This is a genomic window from Micromonospora wenchangensis (assembly GCF_002210435.1).
Lineage (GTDB): Bacteria > Actinomycetota > Actinomycetes > Mycobacteriales > Micromonosporaceae > Micromonospora > Micromonospora wenchangensis.
Genome location: NZ_MZMV01000015.1, coordinates 86,820 through 104,194, shown reverse-complemented (window position 1 = coordinate 104,194; position 17,375 = coordinate 86,820). Strand labels below are relative to the sequence as shown.

The 17,375-nt window shown below is 75.1% G+C and carries 13 protein-coding genes; 4 read left to right on the top strand and 9 right to left on the bottom strand.

Features of this window, described 5'->3' with window-relative positions; genetic code table 11:
* Positions 1-290 precede the first annotated feature (290 nt).
* Positions 291-2,891: an FtsK/SpoIIIE domain-containing protein gene (locus B5D80_RS11730; protein WP_088643886.1), complete on the top strand. Its 2,601-nt coding sequence runs from the start codon at positions 291-293 to the stop codon at positions 2,889-2,891.
* Between the two features lie 211 nt (positions 2,892-3,102).
* Positions 3,103-3,789, top strand: coding sequence for a DUF4315 family protein (locus B5D80_RS11725; protein WP_245854481.1), 687 nt, complete (start codon positions 3,103-3,105; stop codon positions 3,787-3,789).
* Positions 3,790-3,870: 81 nt separating this feature from the next.
* On the opposite strand, the gene folE is transcribed toward B5D80_RS11725, so the two are convergent.
* From folE to B5D80_RS33665, 4 genes are all read right to left on the bottom strand, one after another.
* Positions 3,871-4,533: a GTP cyclohydrolase I FolE gene (gene folE / locus B5D80_RS11720; RefSeq protein WP_088643862.1), complete on the bottom strand. Its 663-nt coding sequence runs from the start codon at positions 4,531-4,533 to the stop codon at positions 3,871-3,873.
* 35 nt (positions 4,534-4,568) lie between these two features.
* Positions 4,569-6,575 (bottom strand): ATP-dependent zinc metalloprotease FtsH, encoded by a 2,007-nt coding sequence (gene ftsH, locus B5D80_RS11715; RefSeq protein ID WP_088643861.1) that lies wholly within the window; start codon positions 6,573-6,575, stop codon positions 4,569-4,571.
* A gap of 433 nt (positions 6,576-7,008) precedes the next feature.
* Positions 7,009-7,584 carry a hypoxanthine phosphoribosyltransferase gene (gene hpt / locus B5D80_RS11710; protein WP_067302270.1) on the bottom strand — a complete coding sequence of 192 codons (576 nt, stop codon included), beginning with the start codon at positions 7,582-7,584 and terminating at the stop codon, positions 7,009-7,011.
* Positions 7,585-7,683: 99 nt separating this feature from the next.
* Complete coding sequence (locus tag B5D80_RS33665; RefSeq protein WP_169733054.1) at positions 7,684-7,821, bottom strand: hypothetical protein; 138 nt, start codon at positions 7,819-7,821, stop codon at positions 7,684-7,686.
* A gap of 150 nt (positions 7,822-7,971) precedes the next feature.
* On the opposite strand from B5D80_RS33665, the gene B5D80_RS11705 reads away from it, so the two are divergent.
* A complete protein-coding gene (locus tag B5D80_RS11705) occupies positions 7,972-8,934 on the top strand; it encodes a GlxA family transcriptional regulator (RefSeq protein WP_088643860.1) in 963 nt (320 codons plus the stop codon).
* 88 nt (positions 8,935-9,022) lie between these two features.
* Here the strand turns inward: B5D80_RS11705 and B5D80_RS11700 are convergent, their stop codons facing one another.
* The 4 genes from B5D80_RS11700 to dacB form a co-directional block, all read right to left on the bottom strand.
* Complete coding sequence (locus B5D80_RS11700) at positions 9,023-10,651, bottom strand: gamma-glutamyltransferase family protein (protein ID WP_088643859.1); 1,629 nt, start codon at positions 10,649-10,651, stop codon at positions 9,023-9,025.
* 217 nt (positions 10,652-10,868) lie between these two features.
* Complete coding sequence (gene tilS, locus B5D80_RS11695) at positions 10,869-11,870, bottom strand: tRNA lysidine(34) synthetase TilS (protein WP_245854480.1); 1,002 nt, start codon at positions 11,868-11,870, stop codon at positions 10,869-10,871.
* Positions 11,871-12,132: 262 nt separating this feature from the next.
* Positions 12,133-13,200, bottom strand: coding sequence for a zinc-dependent metalloprotease (locus B5D80_RS11690; protein WP_088643858.1), 1,068 nt, complete (start codon positions 13,198-13,200; stop codon positions 12,133-12,135).
* Between the two features lie 137 nt (positions 13,201-13,337).
* Positions 13,338-14,756: a D-alanyl-D-alanine carboxypeptidase/D-alanyl-D-alanine endopeptidase gene (gene dacB, locus B5D80_RS11685; RefSeq protein WP_245854479.1), complete on the bottom strand. Its 1,419-nt coding sequence runs from the start codon at positions 14,754-14,756 to the stop codon at positions 13,338-13,340.
* 625 nt (positions 14,757-15,381) lie between these two features.
* Between dacB and B5D80_RS11680 the strand changes: the two genes are divergently transcribed.
* Entirely contained in the window at positions 15,382-15,888 is a 507-nt protein-coding gene (locus B5D80_RS11680) for an inorganic diphosphatase (RefSeq protein WP_088643856.1), read from the top strand.
* Between the two features lie 82 nt (positions 15,889-15,970).
* Here B5D80_RS11680 and eccD read toward each other — a convergent pair whose 3' ends face one another.
* Positions 15,971-17,371, bottom strand: coding sequence for a type VII secretion integral membrane protein EccD (gene eccD / locus B5D80_RS11675; protein WP_088643855.1), 1,401 nt, complete (start codon positions 17,369-17,371; stop codon positions 15,971-15,973).
* Positions 17,372-17,375 lie beyond the last annotated feature (4 nt).

Here is a 17,375-nt window from a genome sequence, read left to right as displayed (position 1 = left end):
CCCGGAGGAGCGGCCGGGGCTGGGATACGGTCTGCAGTCGGGGAGGCTTCCCATCGCGAACAGCGGGGTGGAGCACCTCGGAAAGAGGGGTGGACGCGGTGGCCGGTCCGAAGGCTCGCACGAACCGCGCCGCAGCCCTGCACCGCCGGGCCGCCGCGACCGTTGCCGCTGCCGCTGCGGTCCTCGACGAGATCCGTCCGGCCCCCGCCGACCAGCGCCGCCAGTACGAACTGGCGGACCGGTTGCGGCATGCCGCCGCACTGCTCGCCCCGGGCTGGGCCGGGGACGCGATGGCGGACCTGTCGGCGGACACCCCGTGTGGTGAGGGGCATCCGCCCTTCGTCCGGATCGGGACGGCGGCCCCGCTGGAGGATGCGCGCTTCCCGGCGCTGGTGCCGCTGCTCGGCTCGGCGCACCTGACCCTCGACGTGGACGTGCGCGACACCCGGGTGGCGGGTCTCGTCCGGGGCGTGTTGCTGCGCCTTCTGGCGGCCACTCCGGCGGGTTGCCTACTGGTCCGTGGCGTCGACGGCACCGCCCCACCGGACACCGCGAGCACCGGCACCCGGCCGGGCACCGCCGCCACCTCCGCCCGCCCGGTCGCCGCCGGCACCGGCAAGGCCGGCACGGAGCAAGCCGGCACCGGGCAGGCCGACATCGGAAGAGCCGGCACCACGGGAGCCGTCCCCCGGAACGCCGCCGCCGACACCACCGCCGCCGACGCCGACGCCGACGCCGACGCCGACGGGAGCACCGCACCGCGGCACAGCGGGACGACGGCCAGCCGGGACGGGGCCGTCTTCGCCCCGTTCACCGCGCTCGCCGACGCCGGACTGTTCCCGCCGGCGGCGACGGACGTGGCCGGTCTGCGGGCGGTGCTCGCCGAGGCCGAGCAGTGGGTCTCCCCGGGGGCCGGCCGGCCCCGCCGGCACGACCGGACGCTGCTGCTGGTGATCGCCGCACTGCCCGGGTCGACCGGGCCGAGTGACCTGGACCGGATCGTGGCGCTGGCCGAGCGGGGCCGGGGTGCGGGTCTGCACCTGGTGGTCGCCGGTTGGCCGGCGACCCGGCCGCCGCTGCCGCAGGCCACCCCGGTACGACTGCGCACCTCGTACGCGCTGCTGGGTGATCCGCCGGGCAGCCCGTTCAGCGGGCCGGGCACCGATGCGCCGGGTGGCCTGAACTGTCCCGTCCTCGTCGACGAGGACCCCGGCGCGGAGCTGATCGGGGCCGTCTGCCGGCGGCTGGCCGACCAGGTGGAGGCGGGCTCCCGGTTGGGTCTCGCCGAGTTGCTGCCGCCCGGGGATGCGCCGCTCTGGGCGTCCTCCTCGGTCGACGGCCTGTCCACGACGGTGGGGGATGCCGGCGGCCGGCCGGTCACCGTGGGTTTCACCGAGTTGACCCCGCACTGGCTGGTCAGCGGCCGGTCGGACGCGGACCGGGCCGCCTTCCTGACCAACACCCTGCTCGGCCTGACCGCCCGTTACGGCCCGGACGAGCTGGCGCTGTACCTGGTGGACCTGGGTGCCGGGGAGTCGTTCGTGGAGTTCCTCCAGACCCAGCGGGACAGGTCCTGGGTGCCGCAGGTCCGCGCGGCGGGGATGGCCGCCGACCCGGAGTACGTGCGGGACCTCTTCGACCAGTTGACGGCGGAGATCCACCGTCGGGAGGAGGCGGCGGCGCGGGCCGGCGGTCAGCGTTTCGCCGAACTGCGTGACCATCAGGGGCTGCCGCGCGTCGTCTGCGTCATCGACAACTTTCCACTGCTGCTAACGGATCGGGACCCGGTGGCCGCCGAGGTGCTGGCCCGGTTGGACGGGCTGGCCCGCTCGGGTCGCGGGTACGGCGTGCACCTGGTTCTGGCCGGCGCGGGTGACCTGGGGGTCGGCGCGGGACCGGCACCCCGGGACTCGGTGCTGGGGCAGTTCCCGGTGCGGGTGGCGCTCGCCGGCGGCAGTGCGGTGCTGATGCCGACGAACGACGCCGCCGCCGGTCTGGCGGTGGGCAGTGCCGTGGTCAACACCGCCGGGGGCCTGGGTGGCCCACGCGGCGCGACGCGCGGGCACGAGCGGCTGGTCCGGTTCCCCGACCCGCACGACGTCCCGGAGGTGGTGGAGGAGTTGCGGCACCGGCTGTTCGCGGCGCGGCCGGAGGGTGCCGTACCGCCCGTGGTGTTCGCGGGTTGGGCCCGGCCGCTGCTGGGCAACGACCCCCGGATGCGCGCCGCCATCGCCGGCCGGTGCGGGGCGCCGGCAGCTCTGCTGGGCCGGGCGGTCGACGTGGCCCGGACGACCGTGGCGGTGCCGCTGGGCCCGGTGGCCGGCCGTAACCTGGCTGTCCTCGGGCCGGGTCCGGCGGCGGCGACGCTGCTGGCGACGGCCGCGCGCAGCACCGCCGCGCACCATCCGCCGGGCGGCGCGGAGTTCGTGCTCGCGCCGCTGGCGGAGGGGTCCGCGCCGCTGGCCGCCGCGCTCGCCGCCGAACTGGGCGGACGCCACCGGGTGTCGACGGTGGACGGGCCGGGGTTGCTGACCGCTTCCCCGGGCACCGGCCCGACCTACCTGGTGGTGTTCGGGGTGGACGTGCCCTCGGCCGAGGAACTGCCGCCGGACCGGCTGCGTGCGCTGCTGCGGGAGGGCCCACCGGCGGGTCGGCACCTGCTGGGCTGGTGGCGGACGGTGCCGCCGCTGGCCGGGTTGGTGGAGCCGGACGGCGAGGTCGGGAAGCTGGCTGCGGTCGCGGCGGTCGACGTGCCGGGTGCGCAGCTCGCCCCGCTCTTCGGGCACCCGGTGCAGTGGCGTCCCCGGCCGGCCCGGGTGGTCCTCTGGGACACCGCCGACGACCGGGGCACGGTCCTGGTGCCGTTCGCCGACGAGGCGGACCCGGCGTGACCGGCCACGGCCGGGCCCGTGCGGAAGCCACCCACGGCGGGGTCCGCGCGGTGGCGACGCGCTGCGGAGTCGGCAGGCGGGGCCCGGAGGACGGCCCACGCGGGGCGGGGCGTACGGGACCGACCGCCAGGAAGACCGTAGGTGACCGACCGCGAGGGGGAGCGGGCGTGACGAGCCGCGAGGAGCGTCGGGCGTGAGTATCGACGACGCCGTGACGGTGGCCCCGGTCCGGCAGCGGACAGGCGGCGAGCCGACCCCGTCGGTGGCCGCCGCCTGGACCGACTACCTGGCCGCCGCCCGTCAGCTCGACGGGGTACGCCGGGGTGCGGCGACGGCCGCCGCCGCGCAGGCCCGGGCGGTGGAGGCGGCCCGCGCCGAGTTGGCCGAGGTGCGTGCCCGGTTGACGCCGCAGCAGGCCCGGCTGCGCGAGTTGGGCGTACCGGCGATCTCGTTGGCCCCGACCCCACCGGAACTGGCCGAGGCGACCCGGGCGATGGCGGGTGGTCCGGCGGCGGTGCTGGCGGGCCTGCGGACGGCGCAGGGGTGGGCGGAGGGTGCCGACGCGGCGCTGGCGGCGCGCGGTTCGCTGCGGCCGGCGGCCTGGCCGCCCCGGTTGCGCAACCTGCTGGTGTACGGCCCGCTGGCGCTGGTCGTGCCGCTGGTGCAGCTGCTGCTCCTGGTGACCCTCGGCACCGGGCCGGTGGTCGTGGCGGCGCTGCTGGCGGGTCTGCCGATGCCGGCGGCGGCGTTCGCGGCCGGCTGGGTGGCGATCGCCCGGCTGTTCCCGCCGGGGCCGGACGGCCGGTGGGACCGTACGCCCCGGCTGGGGCTGCTGACCTGTCTGATCCCGGCGGTGGTGACCGCCGCCGGGATCACGCTGGCGCTGCTGGCCGGTTGACCCGCGCCGTCCCACGCGCCACGGTTCAGCGGTTCAGCGGTTCAGCGGTTCAGCGGTTCAGCGGTTCAGCGGTTCAGCGGTTCAGCGGGGAATGATGAGCGACATCGCCTCGGCGCGGGATTTCGCGTCGTGCTGGAGCACGCCCCGCACGGCCGAGGTGATGGTCTTGGCCCCGCTCTTCTGGATGCCGCGCATGGCCATGCACATGTGCTCGCAGTCCAGTATCACGATGACGCCGCGCGGTTGCAGCCTGCTCATCAGCAGGTCGGCGATCTGCGAGGTGAGCCGCTCCTGCACCTGCGGGCGGCGGGCGAACACCTCGACCAGCCGGGCCAGCTTGGACAGGCCGGTGATCCGGCCGTCGGGGCCGGGGATGTAGCCGATGTGCGCGCTGCCCCGGAACGGCAGCAGGTGGTGTTCGCAGAGGCTCATCACGTCGATGTCCCGGACGAGCACCAACTCCTCGTGGTTGGCCTCGAAGGTGGTGCTGAGCACCTGGGACGGGTCGACCCGCAGGCCGGCGAAGAGTTCGGCGTACGCGCGGGCGACCCGGGCCGGGGTCTGCTGGAGGCCGTCCCGGTCGGGGTCCTCGCCGACCGCGATGAGGATCTCGCGGACCGCCTTCTCGATCCGGCCGAGGTCCATGGTGTCCTCGATCGGGCGACCGTTGAGCTTGCCGCTGATCAGCCGGGCGGCGACGTAGTCCAACGTCTCGTCGCCGGGCTCGGTGGACGAGGCGGCCAGCCCCGGGTTGTCGGGGCTGGCCGCGGCGTCGGTGTTCAGTGCAGACCGTCCGAGTTGTTCGTGGCCCCGCCGACGGAGATGCCGTCGGCCGTGGCCTGCGCCTTGAGCTTCTCCTTCTCGGCCGGGGTGAGCACCGGCGGCTCGGTGGAGGGCAGACGCTTGCCGAAGCCGTTGTACGGGGCCATCGGCGGGCGCTTGACCACCCGGGAGCAGATCCGGGCCATGTCGGCGGTGGAGAGGGTCTCCTTCTCCATCAGCTCCAGGACCATGTTGTCCAGGACGTCCCGGTATTCCACCAGGATCTCCCAGGCCTCGTCGTGGGCCAGTTCGATCAGGGCCCGCATCTCGCCGTCGATCTCGGCGGCGACCGAGTCGGAGTAGTCCCGCTCGTGGCCCATGTTGCGGCCGAGGAACGGTTCGTCCCCGCTGGTGCCGTACTTGATCGCGCCGAGCTTCGAGCTCATGCCGTACTGCGTGATCATCGCGCGGGCCAACTGGGTGGCCTTCTCGATGTCGTTGCCGGCCCCGGTGGTGGGCTCGTGGAAGACGAGTTCCTCGGCGGCCCGGCCACCCAGGGCGTACGCCAGGGTGTCGATCATCTCGGCCCGGGTCTGGGTGTACTTGTCCTCGGTCGGCAGGACCAGGGTGTGCCCCAGCGAGCGTCCCCGGGACAGGATGGTCACCTTGTGCACCGGCGCGGCGTGTGGCAGCGCCCAGGCGACCAGCGCGTGCCCACCCTCGTGGTACGCGGTGATCTTCTTCTCCTGGTCGCTCATCACCCGGGTCCGGCGCTGCGGCCCGGCGATCACCCGGTCGATCGACTCCTCCAGCGAGTCGTTGGTGATCGCCCGCTGTTCCTTGCGGGCGGTGAGCAGCGCCGACTCGTTGATCACGTTGGCCAGGTCGGCACCGGAGAAGCCGGGGGTACGCCGGGCGACCGCGTCGAGGTCGACGTCGGGCGTGAACGGCTTGCCCTTGGCGTGCACCCGCAGGATCGCCTTGCGGCCCTCCATGTCGGGGGCGTCGACCGGGATCTGCCGGTCGAAGCGGCCCGGACGCAGCAGCGCCGGGTCGAGGATGTCCGGCCGGTTGGTGGCGGCGATCAGGATGACCCCGCCCTTGGTGTCGAAGCCGTCCATCTCGACGAGCAACTGGTTGAGGGTCTGCTCCCGCTCGTCGTGGCCGCCGCCCATGCCGGCGCCACGGTGCCGGCCGACGGCGTCGATCTCGTCGACGAAGACGATCGCCGGGGCGTTCGCCTTGGCCTGCTCGAAGAGGTCCCGGACCCGGCTCGCGCCGACACCGACGAACATCTCGACGAAGTCGGAACCGGAGATCGAGTAGAACGGCACCCCGGCCTCGCCGGCGACGGCGCGGGCCAGCAGCGTCTTACCGGTACCGGGCGGACCGAAGAGCAGCACGCCCTTCGGGATCTTGGCGCCCAGGGCCTGGTACTTCGCCGGGTTCTGGAGGAAGTCCTTGATCTCGTGGAGTTCCTCGACCGCCTCCTCGGCCCCGGCGACATCCGCGAAGGTCGTCTTCGGGGTGTCCTTGGTGATCATCTTCGCCTTGGACTTGCCGAAGTTGAGCACCCGGGAGCCGCCGCCCTGCATCTGCGACATGAAGAACAGCAGCAGGAGCACGAGCAGCGCGATGGGCAACAGGTTGACCAGCAGGCTCACCCAGATGCTGTCGGACGACACCTTGGCGTCGGCCGGGCCGGTGACCCGGTTGGCCGCCTTGGCCGCCAGCACCTCGTTCCAGACCTGCTCGCCGGCCTGGTAGGGGAACTGGGCCTCGATCCGGTCGGTCGTGGTGTCGCCGAACTTGGTCTTCTCGGCCAGGTTGAGCTGGAGCGTCTGCTCCTTGTCCTGGAAGACGACCTTGTTGATCTTGGCGGTGTGCAGTTGGTCGAGCGCAACGGAAGTGTCCACCCGGTGGTAGCTGGGACCAGCGGTGAACAGCTGACTGAGCACAACGGCGCCGAGGATGACCAGGATGATCCAGACCACCGGTCGGCGGAAGAAACGCGTACGTTCCATGCTGTTGTCGAGCGCCGAGGCGCCCGCATCCTCCTGATCGACGTCCTGACCGTCTGAATGGTGTCGCCGCCGGGGGCGGCGTCGAGCCGCCGTGCGGGCCGGCCTCGACCCCGAGGCGCGCGAACTGCCGCACCGCGGTCATTCGACGGTACACCGTGTACGCGAGGAGCGAGCTTGCGAGCCCCGCAGTCGGGCACATTCGTAGCCCTACTGCACGCGAGGAGCGAGCTTGCGAGCCCTGCGGTTACGCGTACGGCGAACCGGGGTTTCAGCCGGCGTGACGGGGAACGTGCGCACCGGCACCGTCGACCGCCCGGTCACGCGGGTCGGGGTGCCGGACGCGGAGATGTCCCACGCCACCGACACCCACGGTAGTCGGACTGCCTGGGAGCCCGCTGAACGTCCGCTCGATGACGACCGATCCGGGCGGACCTCAGGCGCGGGCGTAGACCTCGGGCTTGAGCACCCCGACGTAGGGCAGCTCGCGGTAGCGCTCGCCGAAGTCGAGGCCGTAGCCGACCACGAACTCGGTGGGGATGTCGAAGCCGACGTACTTGACCGGCACCGTGACCTTCACCGCGTCGGGCTTGCGGAACAGGGCCACCACCTCGACGCTGGCGGCCGACCGGGACTCCAGGTACCGCAGCAGCCAGGACAGGGTCAGGCCCGAGTCGACGATGTCCTCGACCACCACCACGTGCCGGCCGGCGATGTCCCGGTCCAGGTCCTTGAGGATGCGCACCACGCCGGAGGAGGTGGTGCCCTGGCCGTACGAGGAGATGGCCATGAAGTCCAGCTCGACGGGCGGACCCTGCCGGCCCAGCGCGCGGGCGAAGTCGGCCATGAACATGACCGCGCCCTTGAGGACGCAGACGAGCAGCAGTCCGTCGGTGACCCCGGCGTAGTCCGCCGAGACCTGCTTGGCCAGCTCCGCCGTCTTCTCGCGGATCTGCGCCTCGGAGATGATCACGTGATCGATGTCGGCGTCGTACCAGGAGCCGTCAGCCATGCTCCTAGCCTGCCGTACGCCGGAGGACCCGCGTCGGCGGGGCCGCCCCTTTCGGCGCGGTCCCGCCCCGAATTTTCCGGCACAACGGAATCAACCACCTCAGCAGGTACGGGATCGCCAGCGGCGGCCCTCCTCGGTGGGCTTCCAGTCGGCCGAGTCGCGGGTGTCGGCGGTCAGGCCGAACGCCGAGGCGGCGGTCAGCGCGGCGAGGAAGAGCAGGAACAACAGGAACTGCATGGCGGCGCTCGCTTTCTCGCGATCTGAGTGGTTTTCGCCGCCGGTGCGCACCGGACTCATCCCAGTTTCCGCCAGTGGTCCGGGCCGGGACAGTGGCAGTCATGCCAGGTGCCCTCGATTTCCTGCCACTTTTCCGGTTACCCTCGTCACATGATTCGATCGGTGGCCGTCATCGCGTTGGACCGGGTGGCCGTCTTCGAGCTGGGTGTGCTCACCGAGGTCTTCGGCACCGACCGCACCGACGACGACTTCCCCGGCTACCGGTTCACCGTCTGCACCGCCGACGGCGACCCGGTCCGTACCGCCTCCGGGTTCGGGCTCACCCCGCACGCCGACCTCGCCCCGGTCGACGACGCCGACCTGGTCGCCGTGCCCGCGTACACCCAGGGGGGTGAGGTGCCCGAGGCGGTGCTGGCCGCGCTGCGCCGCGCCGCCGACCGGGGCGCGTACGTGTTCAGCGTCTGCTCGGCGGCGTTCGTGCTCGGCGCGGCCGGCCTGCTGGACGGCCGGGAGTGCACCACCCACTGGAAGTACGCCGATGAGCTGCAACGCCGGCACCCGTCGGCCCGGGTCCGGTGCAACAGCCTCTACGTGGCCGACGGGCCGGTGCTGACCAGCGCCGGCACCGCCGCCGGCATCGACGCCTGCCTGCACCTGGTGCGCCAGGAACACGGCTCGGTCACCGCCACCCGGCTGGCCCGCCGCATGGTGGTCCCCCCGCACCGTGACGGCGGCCAGTCCCAGTACGTCGAGGCGCCGATCCCGGCCACCCCCGACGCGCCCACCCTCGAACCGGTGCTGAGCTGGCTGGTGGGGCACCTGGACCGGCCCACCACGGTGGACGAGCTGGCCGCCCGCGCCGGCATGTCACCGCGCACCTTCGCCCGCCGGTTCCGGGCCGAGACCGGCACCACCCCGCACGACTGGCTGACCAACCAGCGGGTGCTGCTGGCCCGCCGGCTGCTGGAGGAGACCCGGCTGAGCGTGGAGAGCGTCGCCGGCCGCTCGGGTTTCCCCGACGCCGCCGCCCTGCGCCACCACTTCGCCCGCCGGGTCGGCACCACCCCGCAGGGCTACCGCACCACCTTCCGCGACCGGGTCCCCACCGCCTGAGCCGCCACCGCCCCGGCACGGACCACCTCGCCGGCCGGACGGGCCGAGGATCCGACCGGAGCGCCTCGCCGGCCGGGCGGGCCGGGGGTCAGTAGCCCAGCGCCGCGCCGTCGACCCGGGGCTCCGCGCCGACCACCCAGCCGCCGGCCGGGGCCCGCCACAGCGCCTGGCCGTACCCGAAGACGGACGGCTCGTCGGCGACGGTGACCTCGTGGCCCCGGGCGCGCAACCCCGCGACCAGGCCGGGCTCGGCCGCCAGGGCCGGCTCGACCAGCAGGGTCCGGCCGGCGTGCCAGTACCAGCGGGGGGCGTCGAGGGCGGCCTGCGGATCACGGCCGTCGTCGACGGTCGCGGCGACCAGCTGGACGTGCCCCTGCGGCTGCATGTGCCCGCCCATCACCCCGAACGGGCCGACCGGTGCGCCGTCGCGGGTCAGGAAACCCGGGATGATCGTGTGGAAGGGCCGCTTGGCCGGCCCCACCAGGTTGGGGTGACCCGGGTCGAGCCGGAAACCGGTGCCCCGGTTCTGCAGGGCGAAGCCGTATCCGGGCAGCACCACCCGGGAGCCGAACCCCAGGTAGGTGGACTGGATCAGGCTGACCATCAGGCCGTCGGCGTCGGCCGTGCAGAGGTAGACGGTGCCGCCCCGCTCGGGTGTGCCGGCCACCGGGACGCCGGCCCGGTCGGTGAGCAGCGCCCGCCGCGCCGCCAGGTAGCCCGGGTCGAGCAGGCCGGCGGTCGGCACGTCGACGCGTTCCGGATCGGCCACGTGGGCGTGCGCGTCGGCGAAGCCGAGCTTGACCGCCTCCACCTGCCGGTGCACCCGGTCCACCGGGTCGACGACCGGATCGAGGCCGTCCAGGACGCCCAGCGCCTGCAGCGCCGCCAGCCCCTGCCCCGGCGGCGGCAGCTCCCACACCTCGTGCCCCCGGTAGCGGACGCTGACCGGGTCGACCCAGGTCGAGGTGTGCGCGGCCAGGTCGGCGGCGGTGAGCAGGCCACCGGTACGGGCGGCGTGCCCGTCCAGCGCCGCCGCGATCGCGCCCCGGTAGAAGTCCTCCGCGCCGGTGGCGGCGATCAGCCGCAGCGTCCGGGCCGCCGCCGGATTGCGCCAGCGTCCGCCGGCCCGGGGCGCCCGGCCGGCCACCGTGAAGACCCGGTCGAACTCGGTGAACTCGGCACCCGTCGGCACCGGCTGCGCCAGCGCCCGGGCCCAGGTGGCGGCGGTGCCGGTGGAGACGGGGTGGCCGTGTTCGGCGTACCCGACCGCGTCGGCGAAGAGGTCGGCGAAGGGCAGCACGCCGAACCGGTCGTGCAGGTCGCGCCAGCCGGCCGGCGCACCGGGCACCGTCACCGGCAGCCAGCCCCGGGCGGGCATCGCCGGCCCGGACGCCTGCGCGCCACCGAGCGCCGCCACAGGTTCCGCCGCCATCCCGCCGGTGGCCGCCAGCACCACCTCCCGGGTCAGCCCGGCCGGTGACCGCCCGGCGGCGGCGAGACCGTGCAGCCGGTCGCCGTCCCACACGATCGCGAACAGGTCACCACCGATGTCGTTGGACGGCGGCTGCACCACGGTCAACGTGATCGCGGTGGCCAGCGCCGCGTCGACGGCGTTGCCGCCGCGCCGCAGCACGGCCAGGCCCGCCGCCGCCGCGAGCGGATGGCTGGTCGAGACGGCACCGTGCGGGGCGAACAGGGCACTGCGGGGGTACGCCATCAGCCCTGTCTACCCCGCCTGCGTACCTGGCACCTCGGTTGGTCGGCACCCGGTGCATCGTGATCACACTGCGAAAATGGAGACGACACGCCGAGCCGAATGCGCAAAACGGCAATTTGATCGCTCCCCACCCCCTGCCACCCTGGCTGAGGCGCACCCGGACGGTCAACGGTCCCCGCCCGGACGCGTTCGGCGGCGCACCCACGGCCGGGTGTGCTCAGTCGACGGGCACCAGCCGGCCGTCCCGGCGGCCGACACGTACCCCGCCCGGCAGCGCCGTCGCACCCTGCCCCCGCCAGGCGGTGACCAGCGCGTCCAGCGCGTCCACGTGCCGGTGCGAGAGCGCACCCGGCGGGGCCCCCAACTCCCGCGCCCAGGCGTGCAGCACCCGGCTGCGGACCGCACCCGGCAACCCGGCCAGCGCCACGACGGACAGGCCCCCACCGTCACGCACGGGCCGGTCGACGGCCACCCGGTCGGGCCGGGGCTGCGGGGCGCCCAGGGCGGCGGCGGCCAGGTCGTCCAGCGCGGCGGTGTCGGCGGCGAGCAGCCGGGCGGTACGCGCCAGGTTGTCCACCACCCCGTCGCCGAGCGCGGCGACCAGTGCCGGCAACGCGTCGGCGCGGACCCGGGCCCGGGCGTACGACGGGTCGGTGTTGTGCGGGTCCTGCCAGGGGGTCAGGCCGAGCGCCGCGCACGCGTCGCGGGTCTGCGCCCGGCTGACGTCGAGCAGTGGGCGCAGCAGCGGTACCCCTTGCAGCTCCCGTCGGGCGGGCATCCCGGCCAGCCCGCGCGGGCCGGCCCCCCGGGCGAGCGCCAGCAACACCGTCTCGGCCTGGTCGTCGCGGGTGTGCCCGAGCAGGACGGCGACCGCGTCGTGCCGCCGGGCCGCCGCCGTCAACGCCTGGTATCGGGCCTGCCGGGCGGCCGCCTCGGGGCCACCGGGACGGCCGGCCACCGTCACCGGCACCGCCTCGACCGGATCGAAGCCGACCCGACCCGCCCATTCCGCGACGGCGGTGGCCCGCTCGGCCGACCCGGCCTGCAACCCGTGGTCGACGGTCACCAGACCGGCCGGTCGACCGAGCCGGGACGCCACGAAGGCGGTGGCGGCGGCGAGGGCCAGCGAGTCCGCCCCACCCGAGCAGGCCACCAGCACCGGCCCGGTGGGAGGCAACCCGGCCAGCGCCCGACGGACCGCGACCCGGACCGCGGCCACCGCCGGATCGGGGGACGGCCTGGGAGAGACACCGACGCCGTGCCGCCCGACTGCGGCCGGCTCGGCGGCGCGGAGCCCGACCGGCAGGTCGGCGATCCGGGGTCCGGCCCCGGCCGGGTCGGCGGAACGGGCTCCGGGCCCGGCCTGGTCGGCGGAACGGGGTGCGGGCCCGGCCGGTTTCTCCACGGCGGGACCGGTCGACGGGGCGGCAGGGGGCGGCCCGGTCACCGGGTCGGCGGGGGTGGGCCGGCCGGCCACCGGGTCAGCCGGCGGTCGGGGTGGCGCCGGCCGGGCCGTGCACCCGGGCCACCCAGGCGGCCGGGTCACCCAGCTCGTCGAGCCGGGGCAGGGTCAGCGGCGAACCGAAGATCTTGTTGAAGCCGGGCATGCCGACCTGCTCGACCACGCCGTGCACGAACTTGCGGCCCTCGGCGTACTGGCGCATCTTGACGTCCACGCCGAGCAGCCGGCGGATCGCCTTCTCCAGCGGGTTGCCCGCCTCGCGGCGGCGGTTGAACCCCGCCCGGATCCGCTCCACGCTGGGGATGACCTGCGGGCCGACGCCGTCCATCACGAACTCGGCGTGCCCCTCGAGCAGGGTCATCAGCGCGGTGAGCCGGTCCAGCACGGCCCGCTGCGCCGGGGTCTGCACGATGTCCAGCACGCTGGTGCGGCTGTCCGGGTCGCGGACCGCGTCGGAGAGGGTGGACACCCCCCGGCGCAGGCGCTCGACCAGGTGCTCGGTGCCCTGCGAGGCGTCCACGAACGCCTGCACCTCACCGAGGAAGTACGCCCGCATCCACGGCACGGCGGTGAACTGGGTGCGGTGGGTGACCTCGTGCAGGCACACCCAGAGCCGGAAGTCACGCGGGTCGGCGCCGAGCTTGCGTTCCACCTCGACGATGTTCGGCGCGACCAGCAGCAGTTGCCCCGGATCGGCCGAGAAGACCTCGTACTGGCCGAGCACCCGGCCGGAGAGGTACGCCAGCACGGTGCCGGCCTGCACCCCGGTGAGCCGGGAGCCGACGGCCTCGGTGAGCGCGCCGGGCGGCTTGTCGCCGGAGAGCCGGCTCACCAGTGGCGTGATCACCTCACGCAGGCCGGCGATGTTGGTGGCCGCCCAGTCCCGCCGGTCCACCACCCGCACCGGCGGATGGCTGACCTGCGGGCGCAGCCCCGTGTAGTCGGCGACGTGCCCGGCCGCCTCGTCGGTGAGCCGGCGCAGATCGCCGACCACCCCGGTCGCCTCCGCGTACGACACGCGGGGGCCCGACTTGCTCAGCGCCCCAGCGGTGGCGGCGGCCAGATCCCAGTCCACGAACTGCGCCATGCCACCCACCGTACCCGCGCCGCGACACCCCGGCCGGTTGCCCGCGTCCCGGCCGCCGGCGGCCGGCCCGGACCCGCCCCACCGACGGGGCGGCCCGGGCAGGGCCGCACCCGGCGGGGCAGGTCGGGTGCCGCCGCTCAGCGGCAGCCGCAGCCGGCCAGCGCGCCGGCGATCCGGTCCAGTGCAGCCCGGGTCACCTCGGGGTCACCGGCCGGGGCCCGGTCGGTGAGCACGGCGAAGGTGAGCAGCCGGCCGTCGCGGGTGGTGACCAGGCCGGCGATCGCGTGCACCCCGGTCAGGGTGCCGGTCTTGGCCCGGACCACACCGGCCCCGGCGGCCGTCTCCGTCGACTCGTAACGGCCGCCGAGGGTGCCCGACCAGGCGGCCACCGGGAGGCCGCCGAAGATCGCGGTCAGCTCCGGGTGGGTGCCGTTGCCGGCCACCGCGATCAGGTCGGTCAGCAGCGAGGGGCTGATCCGGTTGCTCCGGGACAGTCCGCTGCCGTCGGCGAGGCTGATCTCGTCGGCCGGCAGTCCCAGCTCGCCGATCACCTCGTCCATCGCCGCCGCGCCACCGGCGAAGGACGCCTGCTGGTTACGGGCCAGGGCGACCTGGCGGGCCAGCGCCTCGGCGATCACGTTGTCACTGTCGGTGATCATGATGTCGACCAGTCGGACCATCGGCAGCGACTCGACCTTGCCCAGTTCGGTTCCGGGCGCGGGCGCACCGGTCGCCGCCGTGCCACCGGCCGCCGGGGCGGTACCCCGGACCACCCCGTCCTGGGGCAGGCCGAGCAGCCGGGCGAAGGAGCGGCCGGCGGCCAGGTCGGGTTCGGCGTACCGCTCGGCCGCGCCGTGGCTGTCGACGAAAGCCTTCTTGGCCCCCACCGGGTCCCGGCGTGCCCCGTCGGTCATCAACGCGGTGATCGACGCGCCGAACCCGCCGGTCGGGATGTCCGCGTCCCAGCCGGGACCGTGGACCGGGCCGGGGAAGAGCGTGGAGTCGACCACCACCCGGGTCGGTGTGGTGCCGCCGAGGGCCTGCTTGACCTGCGTGGCGAGCGCGTCGAGGCGGGCCGCGCCGGGATAGAAGCCGGATTTGTCCACGGCCAGCGTCGGGTCGCCACCGCCGACCAGCACCACCTCGCCGGGGTTCGCCCCGGCCACCGCCCGGGTGGCGATCCGGTAGCCGGGACCCCGCGCCTCCAGCACGGTGACCCCGGTGGCGAGCTTGGTGACCGAGGCGGGCACGGTGGCGTCGTCGCCGCCCTTGGCGTACAGCGATTCGCCGGTGACCACGTCGGCCACCGACAGGTTGACCCGGCTGCCCAGGGCGGCGGCGGTGGTCAGCGGCTCCACCGCGGCGCGTACCCCGGCGGCGGTCGGCTCCGGTGCGCCGGCGTCGGGGCCGGCGAGCACCGGGGACGGGTCGGGTTCGGGCGGCCGCGCGGCGGCCGACGGGGTGCTCTCCGCCCCGCCCAGCCAGCCGGCGACCGGGCCCGGCCGGAGCACCGCCGCCGCTCCGGCGAGACCCACCAGCAACACGACGACCAGCATCACCGGCACCCATCGCCGACGTCGGCGCGGCGCGCCGCCGGACGGCGGCGGGCCGCCACCGTCCGGCGGCGCGGCGGGCGGCGTGGAACCCGGACGCTCCGACGGCTCCGGACGGGCCGGCGGCGACGCCACGCCCGGCTGGGGGGTGACCGTGGCCGCGCCCCGGTGCGGGGGGACCGACGCGGAGCCGGACGCCGGGGCGGCCGGCGCGGCACCGGACGGGGGGAACGGGGGCGACACCGGGGCGGACCCGACGGCCGGCCGGGCGGTGGTCGCGGACGGCGGACGCCAGGCCGGCGGTGGCGGGTGCTCACCGGCCCGACCGGTGGCCGGCGGTTCGGGCGTCGACTCGGGGCGACGGGGGACGTTCGCGTCGGGCACCGAGACCCGACCGGTGGCACCGCCGGTCACGGACCGGCCCGATCCCCGGCCGTCAACCCCCTCCGGGCGGTAGTGTGAATCTTCCCTCCCCACGACCCCCTCCTCCCGCCGCCGAACTCGCCTGGGTGACACTACTTCGGTCCGAAGACTATGCGGCGTCCGGAGCCGACGGGTGGCCATTCATCCGCACCGGGGCGTCAGTGGTTCCGTTCAGCCAGCGTGGGCAGACGAGGGAGCGTGGAAGATGGATTTCGACGTCACGGTTGAGATCCCGAAGGGTCACCGAAACAAGTACGAGGTGGACCACGCGACGGGCCGGATCCGACTGGACCGCACCCTGTTCACGTCGACCCAGTACCCGGCCGACTACGGCTTCATCGAGGGCACCCTCGGCGAGGACGGCGACCCGCTGGACGCGTTGGTGCTGGTGCCCGAGCCGACCTTCCCGGGGTGCCTGATCCGCTGCCGCACCATCGGCATGTTCCGGATGACCGACGAGAAGGGCGGCGACGACAAGGTCCTCTGCGTCCCCTACGAGGACCCTCGTCAGGAGCACCTGCGCGACATCCACCACCTGGGCGAGTTCGACCGGCTGGAGATCCAGCACTTCTTCGAGGTCTACAAGGACCTCGAACCGGGCAAGTCGGTCGAGGGGGCGACCTGGGTCGGCCGGGTCGAGGCCGAGGCCGAGGTGCTGGCGTCCTACCAGCGGGCCCGGGACGCCGAGGCGCAGGGCGGCACCCCGCACTGACCGGCTTTCCGCGAGCGGCCCGGACCGGACGGTCCGGGCCTTCGTCGTCGCGCGACCGGCCGCAGGTCCCGGCCGACGGCGGTCAACCCAGCAGGCCCCGGGCCGCGTCGTAGAGGTCCAGCACCGCGCAGGCCACCGGGACCACCGCCACCACCAGCGCGGTGTCGGTCAGGTCGGCCACCCGACCGAGGTACGGCGAGACCGGCCGCCGGGCGTACGTCGTACCGGCGGCGACGGCGAGCAGGGCGACGAGCAGCCCGCCCCCGCTCAACACCAGCAGCCCGGCAGCACCGGGGCGGCCGGCGAGCGTCGCCCCGAGCACCGCGAACCCGGCCAGCCCGGCCGTGACCGGGGGCACCCGGTGCCGGACGGCCACGAACAACCGGGACCGCAGCAGCAGCACCCCCGCGCCGACGGCCACCAGCACCCGCCCGGCGGACCCACCCTCGGCGGCGAGCACCAGCACGGCGGCCACCACCGCGACCGCGTGCCCGAGCAGCATCCCGGTCAGCATCTCCTCGCTGCGGGCCACCGCCGCGTGCACCCGGGCCCGGTCCGGCAGGTCCCGCATCCCGTCCGGGCCACCCGTCGGGCCGGCCGGCAGGGTGATCGGCGGTAGCGGCACCTTGCCCAGCCGGATGGCCAGCAGCGGCAGCGCCCCGAGCACGAAGACCAGCACGCAGAGCAGCACGGCGGCGGTGCCGGCCGGGCCGAGCAGCAGCCCGCCCAGACCGGCGCACGCGCCCACCACGCCGGCCGTCGCGCCGGCCACGAAGACCCGCAGCCGGGTGGCGACGCCGAGCAGGCCCAGCACGGCGGCCAGGAGCAGCGCCACCGCACCGGCGAGCAGCTCGGGCGCGCCGAGCCAGGGCAGTGGCCGGAACGCCCCCACCGGGTCGCCCGAGCTGACCGCGAGCGCGCCGGCCGCGGCGGCGTACGGCAGGGCGTAGCCGCCGAGGGTGGCCCCGGTCGGGCCGTCGCCGTACGCCCGGGAGGCGGTGGTGCCGGCGAGGGTGAGCAGCAGCGCCACCGCGCCCGCGGCGGGCCAGGCGGCGGGCTGTCCCGGCCCGGCGGCCAGCACGGCGAGCAGCCCCACGGCGAGCGGGACGGCCGCGCCGACCAGCACGGCCGCCCGGGTCGTCGTCGGCGACCAGGCCGCGCCCCGGCGACGCGCGCCGTCGGCGATGGCCTCGACCACGTCGTCGTACTCCAGCTCGGGCCACTGGTCGTGGGCGGGCACCAGGTGCAGCACCTCGCCGTCGCGTACCCCCTGCGGCAGCAGCGGCTGCGCGGTGACCAGCACCGCCCCGTCGGTACGCCGTAGCACCCAGCCGCCGTGCCGCTCGCCGTCGTCGGCCAGCCCCTCCCCGGCGTGCCGGAGCACCTCGGGCAGCAGCTCGGCCAGGGGGACCTGCTCCGGCAGGGCCACGTCGACGCGTCGCCCCGGTGCGCTGATGGTGACCCTGGCCAGCCCGATGGTCATCGAC